This is a genomic window from Streptomyces litchfieldiae (assembly GCF_031845365.1).
GTDB classification, from domain to species: domain Bacteria; phylum Actinomycetota; class Actinomycetes; order Streptomycetales; family Streptomycetaceae; genus Streptomyces; species Streptomyces litchfieldiae.
This window is the reverse complement of the sequence record NZ_JAVREL010000004.1, coordinates 32,108-46,048: the sequence shown is the minus strand read 5'-3', so window position 1 is coordinate 46,048 and position 13,941 is coordinate 32,108. Positions and strand designations below refer to the sequence as shown.

The 13,941-nt window shown below is 72.2% G+C and carries 8 protein-coding genes; 7 read left to right on the top strand and 1 reads right to left on the bottom strand.

Going from position 1 to position 13,941, the window contains the following annotated elements; genetic code table 11:
• The first annotated feature begins 175 nt into the window (after window positions 1-175).
• From RM590_RS08930 to RM590_RS08900, 7 genes are all read left to right on the top strand, one after another.
• Window positions 176-3,877 carry an Rne/Rng family ribonuclease gene (locus RM590_RS08930; protein WP_311703886.1) on the top strand — a complete coding sequence of 1,234 codons (3,702 nt, stop codon included), beginning with the start codon at window positions 176-178 and terminating at the stop codon, window positions 3,875-3,877.
• A gap of 225 nt (window positions 3,878-4,102) precedes the next feature.
• Window positions 4,103-4,423, top strand: a complete 321-nt coding sequence (gene rplU / locus RM590_RS08925) for a 50S ribosomal protein L21 (RefSeq protein ID WP_311703885.1) — start codon at window positions 4,103-4,105, stop codon at window positions 4,421-4,423.
• Between the two features lie 14 nt (window positions 4,424-4,437).
• Window positions 4,438-4,695: a 50S ribosomal protein L27 gene (gene rpmA, locus RM590_RS08920; protein ID WP_311703884.1), complete on the top strand. Its 258-nt coding sequence runs from the start codon at window positions 4,438-4,440 to the stop codon at window positions 4,693-4,695.
• 143 nt (window positions 4,696-4,838) lie between these two features.
• Window positions 4,839-6,281, top strand: coding sequence for a GTPase ObgE (obgE, locus tag RM590_RS08915; RefSeq protein ID WP_311703883.1), 1,443 nt, complete (start codon window positions 4,839-4,841; stop codon window positions 6,279-6,281).
• Window positions 6,282-6,452: 171 nt separating this feature from the next.
• A complete protein-coding gene (locus RM590_RS08910) occupies window positions 6,453-7,958 on the top strand; it encodes an SDR family NAD(P)-dependent oxidoreductase (RefSeq protein WP_394813843.1) in 1,506 nt (501 codons plus the stop codon).
• Window positions 7,955-10,048 (top strand): hypothetical protein, encoded by a 2,094-nt coding sequence (locus RM590_RS08905; RefSeq protein ID WP_311703881.1) that lies wholly within the window; start codon window positions 7,955-7,957, stop codon window positions 10,046-10,048. Before RM590_RS08910 ends, RM590_RS08905 begins: the two co-directional genes overlap by 4 nt.
• 6 nt (window positions 10,049-10,054) lie before the next feature.
• The gene (locus tag RM590_RS08900; RefSeq protein ID WP_311703880.1) at window positions 10,055-12,829 is read left to right on the top strand and encodes a CDP-glycerol glycerophosphotransferase family protein; all 2,775 of its coding nucleotides are present in this window, start codon (window positions 10,055-10,057) and stop codon (window positions 12,827-12,829) included.
• A gap of 24 nt (window positions 12,830-12,853) precedes the next feature.
• Here RM590_RS08900 and RM590_RS08895 read toward each other — a convergent pair whose 3' ends face one another.
• Complete coding sequence (locus RM590_RS08895) at window positions 12,854-13,939, bottom strand: acyltransferase family protein (RefSeq protein WP_311703879.1); 1,086 nt, start codon at window positions 13,937-13,939, stop codon at window positions 12,854-12,856.
• Window positions 13,940-13,941 lie beyond the last annotated feature (2 nt).

The following is a 13,941-nucleotide window of genomic DNA, read 5'->3' as shown; positions in this document are numbered from 1 at the left end:
AACGGCCCGGTGCCAGGGAGCCACTCGGGCCCGGCTGTTCCGCGCGACGCACCGACCAGGAGACTTTCGCCGTAGCCGGCCCAGCGGGTCCGGAACCGGCGAGCGATACGACAGCTCCCGAGCGGCGCCCGCCTCACCGTGAGGCGCCCGGGAGCGTGACGGGAGAACCGCCCGCATGCAAGAGCCCAACGAGTCCGTGGAAACGGACGGTGCGGAACGCACCGAGAGCAGTTCAGCGTCCGACCACACCACTACACCGAGTGACACCCTTCCGCCGCGCCGCCGCCGGGCGGCGAGCCGTCCGGCCGGCCCGCCCGCCGCGGCGGCCCCCGAGGAGACCGTGACCGAGCCTGCCGAGGCCGCCGCGCCGCGCACGCGGCGCCGGGCGACGCGGGCCGCCGCCGAACCTGAGGCGGCGGAGGCCGTGGCCGTTTCGGAGGAGGCGGCTCCTGAGGCGGCGCCCGCGCCGCGGAAGCGGCGTCGTGCGACGCGGGCCGTGTCCGCGCCCGAGGTGCCCGTTGTCGAGCCGGCGGGTGAGTCGAAGGCGGCGGAGGCCGTGGCCGTTTCGGAGGAGGCGGCTCCTGAGGCGGCGCCCGCGCCGCGGAAGCGGCGTCGTGCGACGCGTGCCGCGGCCGCGCCCGAGGTGCCCGTCGTGGAGCCGGCGGGTGAGTCGGAGGCGGCGGAGGCCGTGGCCGTTTCGGAGGAGGCGGCTCCTGAGGCGGCGCCCGCGCCGCGGAAGCGGCGTCGTGCCACCCGTGCCGTGGCTGCCCCCGAGCCGGCGCCGGAGGAGACCGCCGCCGCCGTTGAACCGGAGGCCGAGGCCGAGGCGCCCGCCCCGGCGCGCAAGCGGCGCCGCGTGGCGTCCGTGCCGGAGGCCGTGGAGGAGAGCCCGGCCCCCGAGGCGGCGGCCGAGGAGCCCGAGGCCCCGCGGAAGCGGCGCCGTGCGACGCGCGTCGCGTCCGTGCCCGAGGCCGTGGAGGAGAGCCCGGCGCCCGAGCCGCCCGCCGAGGAGGTCGAGCCCGGGCGCAAGCGGCGTCGTGCGACGCGCGTCGCGTCCGCCCCCGAGGCCACCCCGGCCGACACCTCCGAGGAGGAGGTGCCGCCGCAGCCGGTCGCGCCCGTGGCGACGGCCGTCTTCCAGGCGCCGGTGTTCCAGGCGCCCATGTTCCAGACCCCGCAGCGTGCCGCCGAGGCCGCCGCCGCCGAGGCGGAGGCCGAGGAGGAGGAACTCGAGGAGGAAGAGGCCGAGGAACTGCCCGAGGCCGCCGAGGAGGCCGAGGAGCAGGCCGACCGGCCCGCCCGCCGGCGCCGCAGGGGCGGCCGGCGCCGCCGCCGCGGGGAGACCGCGGAGCGTGCCGCCGAGGCCGCCGCCGCCGCCGCGGAGGCGGAGGCCGAGGAGGAGCCCGAGCCCGAGGCCGCCGCCGTGGAGGAAGAGGCCGAGGAGGAGCCCGCCGAGGAGGCCGCGGCCGAGGCCGAGGAGCAGGCGGAGGGCGTCGGCGCCTCACGCCGTCGCCGGCGCCGCCGGCGGCGCAGCGGCGAGTCCGGCGAGGTGACCGTCGGCGACCCGGAGCGCACGGTCGTCAAGGTCCGCGAGCCGCGCCGCAAGCGCGAGGAGGCGCCCGAGAGCGCCGACGGCGTGCAGTCGATCAAGGGGTCGACGCGGCTGGAGGCCAAGAAGCAGCGCCGCCGCGAGGGCCGCGAGCAGGGCCGGCGCCGCGCGCCGATCATCACCGAGGCGGAGTTCCTGGCGCGCCGGGAGTCGGTCGAGCGGGTCATGATCGTCCGGCAGAGCGGCGAGCGCACCCAGATCGCGGTGCTGGAGGACGACGTCCTCGTCGAGCACTTCGTGAACAAGGAGCAGTCGGCCTCGTACGTCGGCAACGTCTACCTCGGCAAGGTGCAGAACGTGCTGCCCTCGATGGAGGCGGCGTTCGTCGACATCGGCAAGGGCCGCAACGCGGTCCTGTACGCCGGTGAGGTCAACTTCGAGGCGCTGGGCCTGTCCGGCGGCCCGCGCCGGATCGAGTCCGCGCTGAAGTCGGGCCAGCCGGTGCTGGTGCAGGTCACCAAGGACCCGATCGGCCACAAGGGCGCCCGGCTCACCAGCCAGATCTCGCTGCCGGGGCGTTACCTGGTCTATGTGCCCGAGGGCTCCATGACCGGCATCAGCCGGAAGCTGCCGGACACCGAGCGGGCGCGGCTGAAGCAGGTCCTGAAGAAGATCGTTCCCGAGGACGCGGGCGTCATCGTGCGCACCGCCGCCGAGGGCGCCAGCGAGGAGGAGCTGACGCGCGACGTCGAGCGGCTCCAGGCGCAGTGGGAGGAGATCCAGAAGAAGGCGAAGAAGGGCAACGCCCCCTCGCTGCTGTACGGCGAGCCGGACATGACCGTCCGCGTGGTCCGCGACATCTTCAACGAGGACTTCTCGCAGGTCATCGTGAGCGGCGACGAGGCGTGGGAGACCATCCACGGCTATGTCTCGCACGTGGCGCCGGATCTGAGCAGCCGCCTTCAGCGGTGGACCTCCGAGGTGGACGTCTTCGCCACGTACCGGATCGACGAGCAGTTGATGAAGGCGCTGGACCGGAAGGTGTGGCTGCCGAGCGGCGGTTCGCTGGTCATCGACCGGACCGAGGCCATGGTCGTCATCGACGTGAACACCGGGCGCTTCACCGGCCAGGGCGGGAACCTGGAGGAGACGGTCACCCGCAACAACCTGGAGGCGGCCGAGGAGATCGTGCGCCAGCTTCGGCTGCGCGACCTCGGCGGCATCATCGTGATCGACTTCATCGACATGGTGCTGGAGTCCAACCGGGATCTGGTGCTGCGGCGGCTGCTGGAGTGCCTGGGCCGGGACCGCACCAAGCACCAGGTGGCCGAGGTCACCTCGCTGGGCCTGGTGCAGATGACGCGCAAGCGGGTCGGGCAGGGGCTGCTGGAGTCGTTCTCCGAGCCGTGTGTCCACTGCAACGGCCGCGGTGTCATCGTGCACGCGGACCAGGCGCAGGCGCCGGGCGGCGGGGGCGGCAAGAAGGGCCGCAAGCGCGGCCGGGCCGCCGCCGAGGAGCCGCAGCCGGTGGCGGAGCCGGCCGAGACCGTGGAGCCGGTCGAGCCGATCGTGCCCGCGGAGACGGTCGAGGAGATCGAGCCGGTGGAGCCCGTGGAGACGCGGGAGCCGGCCGAGGCCCCGGAGCCCGTCGCCGAGCCGGTGGCCGAGGAACCGGCCCCCGAGGCGGCGCCCGCGCCGCGCCGCCGGCGCCGGGTCACCCGCAAGGTGAGCGCGCCCGCCGGACCGCCGAAGACGGACGAGGGCGGCACGGTGACGGTCATCACCGCCGGGGAGCCCGCCGAGATCCCGGAGGAGGCCGCCGCGGCCGCCCCCGCGGTCGAGGAGGTCGCCGCTCCGGCCCCCGCGCCGGTGGCCGAGCCCGAGCCGGAGCCGGCCGAGGAGCCGGCGCCGCCCCGGCGGCGCGGGAGCCGCAAGGTGACCGTGCCGGCCGGTTCGCCGAAGACCGCGGCGGAGCCCGCGGTGCTCGTGGTCGCGCCGAGCGAGCCGGCCGAGGCCGCCGAGCCCGTCGCCGCGCCGGAGGCCGAGGCGGTGTCCGAGGCGCCGCCGCGCCGCCGGGCCGTGCGCCGGGCGTCCGCGCCCGCCGGGTCGCCCGAGGGCGCCACGGAGGCGGTGGTGACGGTCGTCACCACCCCGCCGGCGAAGAAGGCACCGGCCAAGAAGGCCGCGAAGAAGACGGCGAAGAAGACCGCCAAGAAGGCGGCGGCGAAGAAGACGGCGAAGAAGGCCGCGGCGAAGAAGTCGGCCAAGGCCACCGCCGCCGCGGAGCAGCCGCAGCCGCCGTCGGTGTCGGCGTCGGCCGACGAGTGACGAGCGGGCCCGCCCGGCCCGGTGTTCCCGGGGCGGGCGGGCCGGCCCAATTTGACCGGCTTGTTGACGCGTCCGTATTGTTGGCGGTCGGCGTGTCATCAGGCCCGCCATGCTCCTGAGCATCTCCCTCCCGCGCCGTGGACGTTCCCCGTCCGTGCCCGGGAGAGGCCGGGCTCGCCCGCTGCTGGCATCAGGGGCTCCGTATCGAGTGAGGGAGAGTTCCGCGTGTACGCGATCGTGCGCACCGGCGGCCGTCAGCAGAAGGTGTCTGTTGGCGACGTCATCGAGGTTGACCGGATGTCCAGCGAGGTCGGCGACACCGTCGAGCTCTCCGCCCTCCTCGTCGTCGACGGCGAGACCGTCACCAGCGACCCGTGGGTGCTGGCCGGGGTCAAGGTCCAGGCCGAGGTGCTGGACCACCACAAGGGCGACAAGATCCGGATCCAGAAGTTCAAGAACAAGACCGGGTACCGGCGGCGGATGGGTCACCGCCAGTTGCACACCCAGCTCAAGATCACCAACATCCCCGCCCCGGCCTCGAAGTAAGGGACTGAGCACAGATGGCACACAAGAAGGGCGCGTCGTCCACTCGGAACGGCCGCGACTCCAACCCGCAGTACCTCGGCGTCAAGCGCTTCGGCGGTCAGCTTGTGAACGCCGGTGAGATCCTGGTCCGCCAGCGCGGCACGCACTTCCACCCGGGCCAGGGCGTGGGCCGTGGCGGCGACGACACCCTGTTCGCGCTTCAGGCCGGCACCGTGCAGTTCGGCAAGCGCCGCGACCGCAAGGTCGTGAACATCGTGCCGGTCGCCGAGTAATCGAGTCGGCTTCCGACTTTCCGAGGGCGGACCGCCTTCCCATCCCGGGAAGCGGGTCCGCCCTCGCCTTGTTTACCCAGGTTGATCCAGTATCCAGGTTGTTCCAGTAGTAGCAACGAGCACCGCATCGGGAGGCACCCGTCATGACCACCTTCGTGGACCGCGTCGAACTGCATGTCGTCGCCGGGAACGGGGGCCACGGCTGCGCCTCCGTGCACCGCGAGAAGTTCAAGCCGCTGGGCGGCCCGGACGGCGGCGACGGCGGCCGTGGCGGCAACGTGGTCCTGGTCGTGGACCGGGACGTCACCACGCTGCTGGAGTACCACCACCGGCCGCACCGCAAGGCCACCAACGGCAAGCCGGGCGCCGGCGGCCACCGCACCGGCGCGGACGGCGAGGACCTGGTGCTGCCCGTGCCGGACGGCACGGTCGTGCTGGACCGGCGCGGCGAGGTCCTGGCGGACCTTGTCGGCGAGGGCACCGTGTTCGTGGCGGGCCAGGGCGGCCGGGGCGGCCTCGGGAACGCCGCGCTCGCCTCGCCGCGGCGCAAGGCGCCGGGCTTCGCGCTGCTGGGCGAGCCGGGCGAGGAGCGGGACATCGTCCTGGAGCTGAAGACCGTCGCCGATGTGGCGCTGGTGGGCTACCCCTCCGCGGGCAAGTCCTCGCTGATCTCGGTCCTGTCGGCCGCCAAGCCGAAGATCGCGGACTACCCGTTCACCACGCTGGTGCCCAACCTCGGCGTGGTCACGGCCGGTACCACCGTCTACACGATCGCGGACGTGCCCGGGCTCATCCCGGGCGCGAGCGAGGGCAAGGGCCTCGGGCTCGAATTCCTGCGGCACGTCGAGCGCTGCTCGGTCCTGGTGCACGTGCTGGACTGCGCCACGCTGGAGCCGGGCCGGGACCCGCTGACCGATCTGGACGTGATCGAGGCCGAGCTCGCGAAGTACGGCGGTCTGGAGGGCCGGCCGCGACTTGTTGTGCTCAATAAGACCGATATTCCGGAGGGCCAGGATCTCGCCGATATCGTCCGGCCCGATCTCGAAGCACGCGGTCTTCGGGTATTCGATGTCTCGGCGGTATCCCGGAAGGGTCTGAATGATCTTTCCTACGTACTTGCCGCGCAGGTCAGTGCGGCGCGCGCGGCAAAGCCCGTCGAGGAGTCCACGCGCGTGGTGATCCGGCCGAAGGCGGTGGATGAGACGGGATTCACGGTGACCGCCGAGGGGGAGAACTTCTTCCGGGTCAGGGGCGAGAAGCCGGAGCGTTGGGTCCGTCAGACGGATTTCACCAACGACGAGGCCGTGGGCTATCTCGCGGACCGGCTGAACCGGCTGGGCGTCGAGGACGAGTTGGTCCGGGCCGGTGCCCGGGAGGGCGACGGGGTGGCGATCGGCTCGGACGACGACGCCGTTGTCTTCGACTGGGAGCCGTCGGTCAGCGGCGGCGCGGAGATGCTCGGCCGGCGTGGCGAGGATCACCGGATGAGCGCGATCCGGCCCGCCGTGGCGCGCCGCAGGGAACGCGACGCCCGCCGGAAGGACGCCGCACAGCGGGAATTCGAGGAATTCGACCCATTTGACTGAAATAAGGGGCATGCTGCGACTCGGGTAAGCGTCGCAGGGTAACTCCGCGCTGTCACAAAGCGATAACGGTCAACAACGGTTCATCCGGCTTAGGGGTCAAGCTTCTACTGGGGTTAACCTTCTCCTCGCGTAGGCGACACTTCTTGATACCCGGCAGGAGCTTCCTTGACCATCCATCCCCAAGGCTCGTCCCCACACACCACCGCGGTCGTGCTCGCCGGTGGAACGGGCCAGCGCGTGGGTCTGTCCATACCGAAGCAGCTCATCAAGGTCGCGGGTAAGGCCGTCATCGAACACACCCTGGCCATCTTCGAGGAGGCCGAGGACATCGACGACGTCCTCGTGATGATGGCCCCCGGCTATGCCGGGGACGTGGAGAAGATCGTCGCCAAGGGCGGTCTGTCCAAGGTCACCCGCGTCGTCGAGGGCGGGGCCACCCGCAACGAGACCACCCAGCGTGCGATATCCGTGCTCAGCGAGGGGCTGGCCGAGGGGGAGGACCGCAAGGTCCTCTTCCACGACGCCGTGCGCCCGCTGCTCTCCCAGCGAGTGATCGCCGACTGCGTCGCCGCCCTCGACCGGTACCGCGCGGTGGACGTCGCCATCCCCTCCGCGGACACCATCATCGTGACCCGCACGCACGGCGAGGACGGCGAGTTCATCACGGACGTGCCGGACCGCTCGCGGCTCCGCCGGGGCCAGACCCCGCAGGCGTTCCGGCTCTCCACCATCCGCCGCGCCTACGAGATCGCCGCCGGGGACCCCAATTTCCAGGCCACCGACGACTGCTCCGTGGTGCTCAAGTACCTGCCGGACGTGCCCATCCACGTCGTGCCGGGTGACGAGTACAACATGAAGGTCACGCAGCCGGTGGACGTGTTCATCGCGGACAAGCTCTTCCAGCTCGCCTCCACCGCCGCCCCCGCCCAGTCCGACGAGGACGCCTACCGGGAACAGCTCACCGGCAAGACCGTCGTCGTCTTCGGCGGCTCCTACGGCATAGGCAAGGACATCGCCGACCTCGCCGAGCGCTTCGGCGCCACCGTGTACGCGCTGGGCCGCTCCACCACCGGCACCCACGTGGAGAACCCGCGGGACGTGGCCGACGCCCTCGCCCGGGCCTACGCGGACACCGGACGCGTCGACTTCGTGGTGAACACCGCGGGCGTGCTGCGCATCGGGAAGCTCGCCGAGACCGACGACGCCACCATCGAGGAGGCGCTCACGGTCAACTACCTGGCCCCGGTCCGCATCGCCCGCGCCGCCCACAAGTACCTCGCCGAGACCGGCGGCCAGCTCCTGCTCTACACCTCCAGCAGCTACACCCGGGGCCGCGCCGAGTACAGCCTGTACTCCTCGACCAAGGCGGCCATGGTGAACCTCACCCAGGCCCTGGCCGACGAGTGGGCCGCCGACGGCATCCGCGTCAACTGCGTCAACCCCGAGCGGACCGCCACCCCGATGCGCACCAAGGCGTTCGGCGAGGAGCCGGCCGGCACGCTGCTGGCCTCCGAGGCCGTCGCCCGCGCTTCGCTGGATGTGCTGCTGGCCCCGATGACCGGACACGTCATCGACGTCCGCCAGCAGGACCCCACCGCCGACGCCAGCCAGGCCGGATCCTTCGAACGGGCCCTGGCCGCCGCCCTGAACGCCGAGGCCAGTGGAGAGGTGGCATGACAGGAGGACTCCTGCGCAGGCTGGCCGGAGTGACGACGGGTCCCGAGCTCGTCGCGGCGCTGCTGATGGTGGTGAGCTACCCGCTGATGCTGGTCACCGCGCTGCTGCCGGTCACCGGCGCGTTCGTCGCCGCCGCGGCGCTCTCCTACGCCGGTGACCACTACCTCCACCGCCGGGGCAGCTACCTGCTGGTCCGCATGGGCAAGGCCAGGGTGGGCCTGACCATCCGCTTCCTGGTCCGCCAGTTGCTGCTGGTGCTGCTGATGGCGCGCGGCGACTGGGCCGGCGAGACGGTGTTCTACGCGGCCGTCGTCGGCTTCCTGCTCTTCTACGGCCTCCAGGCGCCGCACACCGCGTTGATCATGACGCTGCGCCGCAAGCGCCGGCTGCCGATCGCCACCCGGAACATCGACCTGTCCACGCTGCCGGTGCCCGACGGGCCGCCGCGCTGGCTCACCCACCGGTCGGTGGAGAAGGTGCTGCACACCGAGCTGCCCATGTACGCCGGGCTGCTGACCGCCGTCGCCACCGGCACCGCCGCGTTCGGCTACGCCGGGATCGCCACCACGGTGGCCCTGGTGCTGGTCTACACGGTGGTGCTGCTGCCGTTCCTGCGGGCGAAGCGGCTGCCGCCGGCCAAGGAGCAGACGCTGGAGTGGTTCGACGGCTGGCTGCGCTCCTACCGCCCGACCGTCGCGCTGTACTTCTCCGGCTCCAAGGACGCCGCCTACCAGGTCAACATGTGGCTGGACACCATGGCCCGGCTGGACGCCCGGCCCCTGGTGATCCTGCGCGAGCGCGCGATCCTGACCCGGCTCGACATCACGACCGTGCCGGTGGTGTGCGTGCCCAGCGCGGTCGACCTGATGAACATGGACCTCTCCACGCTGCGCGTCGGCCTCTACCCGGCGAACGTCGGCAAGAATCTCCACCTGCTGCGCGTGCCCACCATGAAGCATGTCTTCATCGGCCACGGTGACAGCGACAAGATCGCCAGCATCAACCCCTACGCCAAGGCGTACGACGAGGTGTGGACCGCGGGCCGCGCCGGCCGGGACCGTTACGCGCTGGCCGACGTCGGGGTGCGCGACGAGGACATCGTGGAGGTCGGCCGCCCGCAGCTCGCGCCCATCCTGCCGGCCGACGGCGTGGCCCCTGACCGCGTGCCCACCGTGCTGTACGCCCCCACCTGGGAGGGCTGGACCGACGACCCGGGGAACACGTCGCTGCTGCTGGCCGGCGAGAACATCATCCGCCGGCTGCTGACCGCGGAGCGGCCCGTGCGCGTGCTGTACAAGCCGCACCCGTTCACCGGCTCCCGGAACCCGGAGGCCGGCGCGGTGCACCGGCGGATCGTCGCCATGATGGAGGAGGCCGGCGCCGAGCGCGCCGCCGACCCGCGCTGGGCGGCGGCGGCCGAGGAGACCGCGGCCGACCGGGCGCGGGCCCAGGCCACGCTGCGCGCGCTGGCCGAGCAGGCCCGGACCCGGAAGATGCCGCCCGCCTGGGACGACGCCTCCGTCTCCCGCGACGCCCACACGCCGCCCGAGGAGGCGGCGGCCGAGGAGCGCCGCCTCGCCGAGTGGAACGACGCCTACTGGCGGTCCCGCGGCTGGTGGGAGCACCGCGTCATCACCGGCCCCGAGCCGCGGCTGTTCGACTGCTTCAACCAGTCCGACGCCCTCGTCTCCGACATCTCCAGCGTCGTCTCGGACTTCATCGCCAGCGGCAAGCCGTACGCCGTCACCGACTCCGCCGAGCTGGGCGCCGAGGAGTTCAAGCGGCAGAACACCGCCGTTCGCGCCGCCGTGATCCTCGGCAACGACGCGGCCCGCCTCGACGAACTGCTCCAGGCCGTGCACGAGCCGGCCGGCGACCCGCTGGCCGCGGCCCGCGGCGAGCTGAAGCACTACCTCCTCGGCCCCGACGAGCCGACCTCGCTGGAGCGCTTCAACGCCGCCGTGCGCGACCTCGCCGCCAAGGCGGAGGCCCGCAACGCGGCCCAGGGCATCGTCGAGCCGCCCGCCGCGCCCGCCTCCCCGGCGCCGGACCGGACGCCCCTTCGAGCCGTACCAGCACAGGAAGGCTGAGCCCTCGTGCCCCCCAAGAAGCCGGCCAAGAAGCCAGAAGACATCCTCCCGGCGGACCTGAGGCGGTCCATGCACTGGCTGCCGGAGTCCTCGGCCGAGGAGCGCGAGGAGTTCTTCACCGCGGCGGGCGAGTTCCTCGCGTCCGCCGACCCCCGCAAGCTCCGCAAGCTGCCGCCGCTGATGCGCGTCAAGTGGCAGCTGGCCCGGGAGCGGCGGCTCGACGACCTGCTGACCGTGCTGAGTCACGAGCGGGAGTTCCGCGCCTCGTCGTTCCTGGTGTCCGGCAAGCTCCGGCCCCGGCTGGAGATCCCCGGGCTGGACAGCGGCTCACTGCCCGCCGACGTGGTCCGGCTGGGCCCCGGCGAGCTGCCGGTGCGCGCCAAGGCCACCGAGGTGCTGTGGGTGGACGGCAGGCTGGTCGTGCGGGGCTACGCGTTCGTGCAGAACGTGCCGGTGGACGGCAAGGCGCTGCTGCCGCGCTTCGCGTGGCTGCGGCAGCAGGGGGCGCGGCGGCGCGTTCCGGTGCGGGTCAAGGCGCGCACCGAGCTGCGCGCGACCCGGGACTCGGGGCAGGCGCTGCACGCCTACGACGAGGCCGGGTTCGAGATCGTCATCGACCCCAAGAAGCTGCGCACGGGCGGCCAGTGGCAGCCGGGCGTCTGGCAGCTCACCCTGGCGCTGCCCTCGCCCGGCGTGGTGCGGACCGGGTCCGTGGACCGCATCGACATCGGCAGCGCGGGCCACTCCCAGGCCCGGGAACTGGCCGACGGCGTGCGGCTGCTGGCCGGCTTCTCCGACGAGCGGATGCAGCTCACCATCGAGACCCCGGCCGCCGAGGTGGCCGGACACGAGGAAACCGACGACGCGCTGCGGCTCGCCCTGCACGTGCCGGGCGGCTCGGCCGGGCAGGCGCCCGCGCGGCTGCTCGTGGAGCACAAGGGCGGCGAGTTCAAGCGGGCCTACGACGTGACCCGGGGCCCGGGCGGCGCGTTCACGGCCGACATCCCGTTCGCCGACCTGTCGGTCGGTGACTCGGCGACGGCCGCCACGCAGGACTTCATCACCACGCTGGAGTTCCCCGACGGCACCACGCGCCGGGCCACCGTGCGCGCCGGGTTCCGGCCCGGCCAGTACCTCACCGACCGGGGCCGCGAGATCGCGGTGACCACCGACGGGCCGGGCCTGCTCAAGCTGCACGACCGCCGGCGGCAGGCCGTCGTGGACGAGCTCCACTGGACGCCCGAGGGCGAACTCGTTCTCAGCGGCGTCTACACCGGCGCCACCGACGGGCTCGAACTGGTGCTGCGGCACGGCAAGTACTTCGAGGAGAAGTACCTGCCCTTCGAGTCGGGCGACGGCCGGTTCACGCTGCGCCTCACCCCCGACCGCATGCCGTCCTACGACGGGGACCAGCAGTTGCGCGAGGGCCGTTGGTATCTGTCCTTCCGCAAGGAGGGCGAGTCCGACCGCAAGGACGACGTGCCCGTCAAGCTGCGCGGGGACCTCGTCGACAGCCTGCCGGTCACCCACCAGGGCAGCGTGCGGACCTACACGGTAGAACGGCGTTTCTTCGACCGGATCTTCCTGGCCGCCGGCTCCCCGCTGCGCGAGGAGGACCGCGGCAAGTACCGGCAGCGGATGCTGCGCGCGCAGTATGTGCGGGACCGGGAGAAGCCGCTGCGCAACGCGGTGTTCTACAACTGCTACCACGGCCGCCAGTTCTCCGACTCGCCCCGCGCGATCTACGAGGAGCTGGTGCGGCGTGGCACGGACGTGGAGCACATCTGGGGCACCAACGACCAGCAGGCCGTTGTGCCGCCGGGGATGCGTACCGTCGAGTGGAAGAGCGCCGAGTGGCACGAGGCGCTGGCCACCAGCCGGTTCCTCGTCACCAACGTGATGATCTCGTCGTGGATCAAGCGGCGCGAGGACCAGCTCTTCATCCAGACCTGGCACGGCACGCCGCTGAAGAAGATGGGCGCCGACCTGCTGGGCACCTCCAAGGCCAACCCGGCCTACATCGCCACGCTGCCCGGCCGTTTCGAGCAGTTCGAGTACCTGACGTCGCCCAACGCGTTCACCACGCCGATCATGCGCAGCGCCTTCGGCTTCCCGAACGAGATTCTGGAGTGCGGTTATCCGCGCAACGACGTGTTCTACCGGGAGGACCGGGAGGAGATCGCCGACCGGGTCCGCAAGACGCTGCGGCTGCCGGAGGGCAAGAAGGTCCTGCTCTACACGCCCACGTGGCGCGACGACCAGCGGTTCGGCACGGGCAAGAAGTTCAAGCTCGATCTCCAGCTCGACCTGGCCGAGTTCGAGCGGGCGCTGGGCGACGAGTACGTGCTGCTGTTCCGCAAGCACCCGAAGATGCTCAACAACATCACGGGCGCGCGGGACGGGTTTGTGCGGGACGTCGCGGCGTACGCGGAGATCTCGGACCTCTACCTGGTGTCCGACGTGCTGATCACGGACTACTCCTCGTCGATGTTCGACTTCGCGCACACCGGCCGGCCGATGGTGTTCTTCACCTATGACCTGGAGCACTACCGGGACACGCTGCGCGGCTTCTACTTCGACTTCACCGGCACGTCACCCGGCCCGCTGGTGAAGACCACGGCCGAGCTGATCGACTCCCTCCAGAACCTGGACACGGTGAGCAAGGAGTACGCCGACCGTTACGCGGCGTTCGTGAAGAAGTTCTGCGAGCCGGCGGACGGGCTGGCCACCGCCCAGGTCGTGGACCGCATGCTCGACTGGGCCAAGCGGCAGCAGGGCTGACCGGCGCCCCCGGCCGCGCCGCGCTCAGGCGCGGCCGGGCTCGCGCTTGAAGAGCCAGGCGAGCCTGGGCTCCATCAGCGGGCGGAAGATCCGCTGGACCAGGGGCGTGCACAGCAGCGCGACGGCCACGGCGGCGGCCGCGGTGGTGAGCGGCAGCGCCGTGGGCAGCTCCCGCATCACCTCGGGGTCGTACCAGCCCCACGCCCGGGACCCCTGGATCAGGAAACCGTGCAGCAGGTAGCCGTACAGGGTGCCCGCGCCGAGCGCGGTGAACCAGGTGGTCCGGCCCGGCACCAGGGCGAAGAAGCAGGCGGTGAGCAGCAGCGAGCAGCCGAACAGGACGAGGGTCATCGCGATCCCCGCCCACCAGGGCTCGCCCAGCTCCTGCGCGGTCTCCCGGTGGTAGAGCCACTGGTACTCCATGCGCGGCGCCGCCCAGTAGGCCACGGCCAGCGCCCCGGCGAACACCGGCAGGGCCAGCAGCCGCACCGCGCGCCGCCGCACCCAGGTGAAGTGCTCGGCGCGCAGGACGAGGCCGAGCACGAAGAACGGCAGGAACTGGAGGACGCGCTGGATCTGGAGGTCGCCGCCCAGCGAGGGCGAGGCGGACGCGACGGCCGCCAGCGCGAGCGCCACGGGCAGCGGGTACCGCAGGGCATGCCACAGCGGAACGGTGAGCCGCCAGATGAACAGCGCCAGCAGGAACCACATCAGCCACTTCGGCTCGAACAGCGGGAGATAGGTGTCCGTGTCGTCGTCGAGCCGGCGCAGGAAGTACGTATAGGCGATCTGGAAGATCACATAGGGCACGGCGACGCCGGTGACCAGCCGCGCGACCCGTCTCGGGCTGCCGTCGAAGCTGCGCGAGAAGTACCCCGCGATGATGATGAACGCCGGCATGTGGAAGGCGTACACGGTCATGTACAGCGCGGTCAGACTCCGGGAGTCGCCGCGCAGCGGCTCCCAGGCGTGGGCGGCGGCCACCAGCACGATCGCCAGGAACTTGGCGTTGTCGAAGAACGCGTCGCGCCCCCGCGCCGGCGCGTCCGCCTGGCGCGGCAGGGTGACCTTGCCGGCCGGGGTCTCGGCTGTCTGTCGTGAACTGCTCATCA

Bases quoted from the DNA above. Each gene is read 5' to 3' on its own strand.
- RM590_RS08930 (WP_311703886.1), top strand. From the start codon at position 176: ATGCAAGAGCCCAACGAGTCCGTGGAAACGGACGGTGCGGAACGCACC.
- obgE (WP_311703883.1), top strand. From the start codon at position 4,839: ATGACCACCTTCGTGGACCGCGTCGAACTGCATGTCGTCGCCGGGAAC.
- RM590_RS08905 (WP_311703881.1), top strand. From the start codon at position 7,955: ATGACAGGAGGACTCCTGCGCAGGCTGGCCGGAGTGACGACGGGTCCC.
- rpmA (WP_311703884.1), top strand. From the start codon at position 4,438: ATGGCACACAAGAAGGGCGCGTCGTCCACTCGGAACGGCCGCGACTCC.
- RM590_RS08895 (WP_311703879.1), bottom strand. From the start codon at position 13,939: ATGAGCAGTTCACGACAGACAGCCGAGACCCCGGCCGGCAAGGTCACC.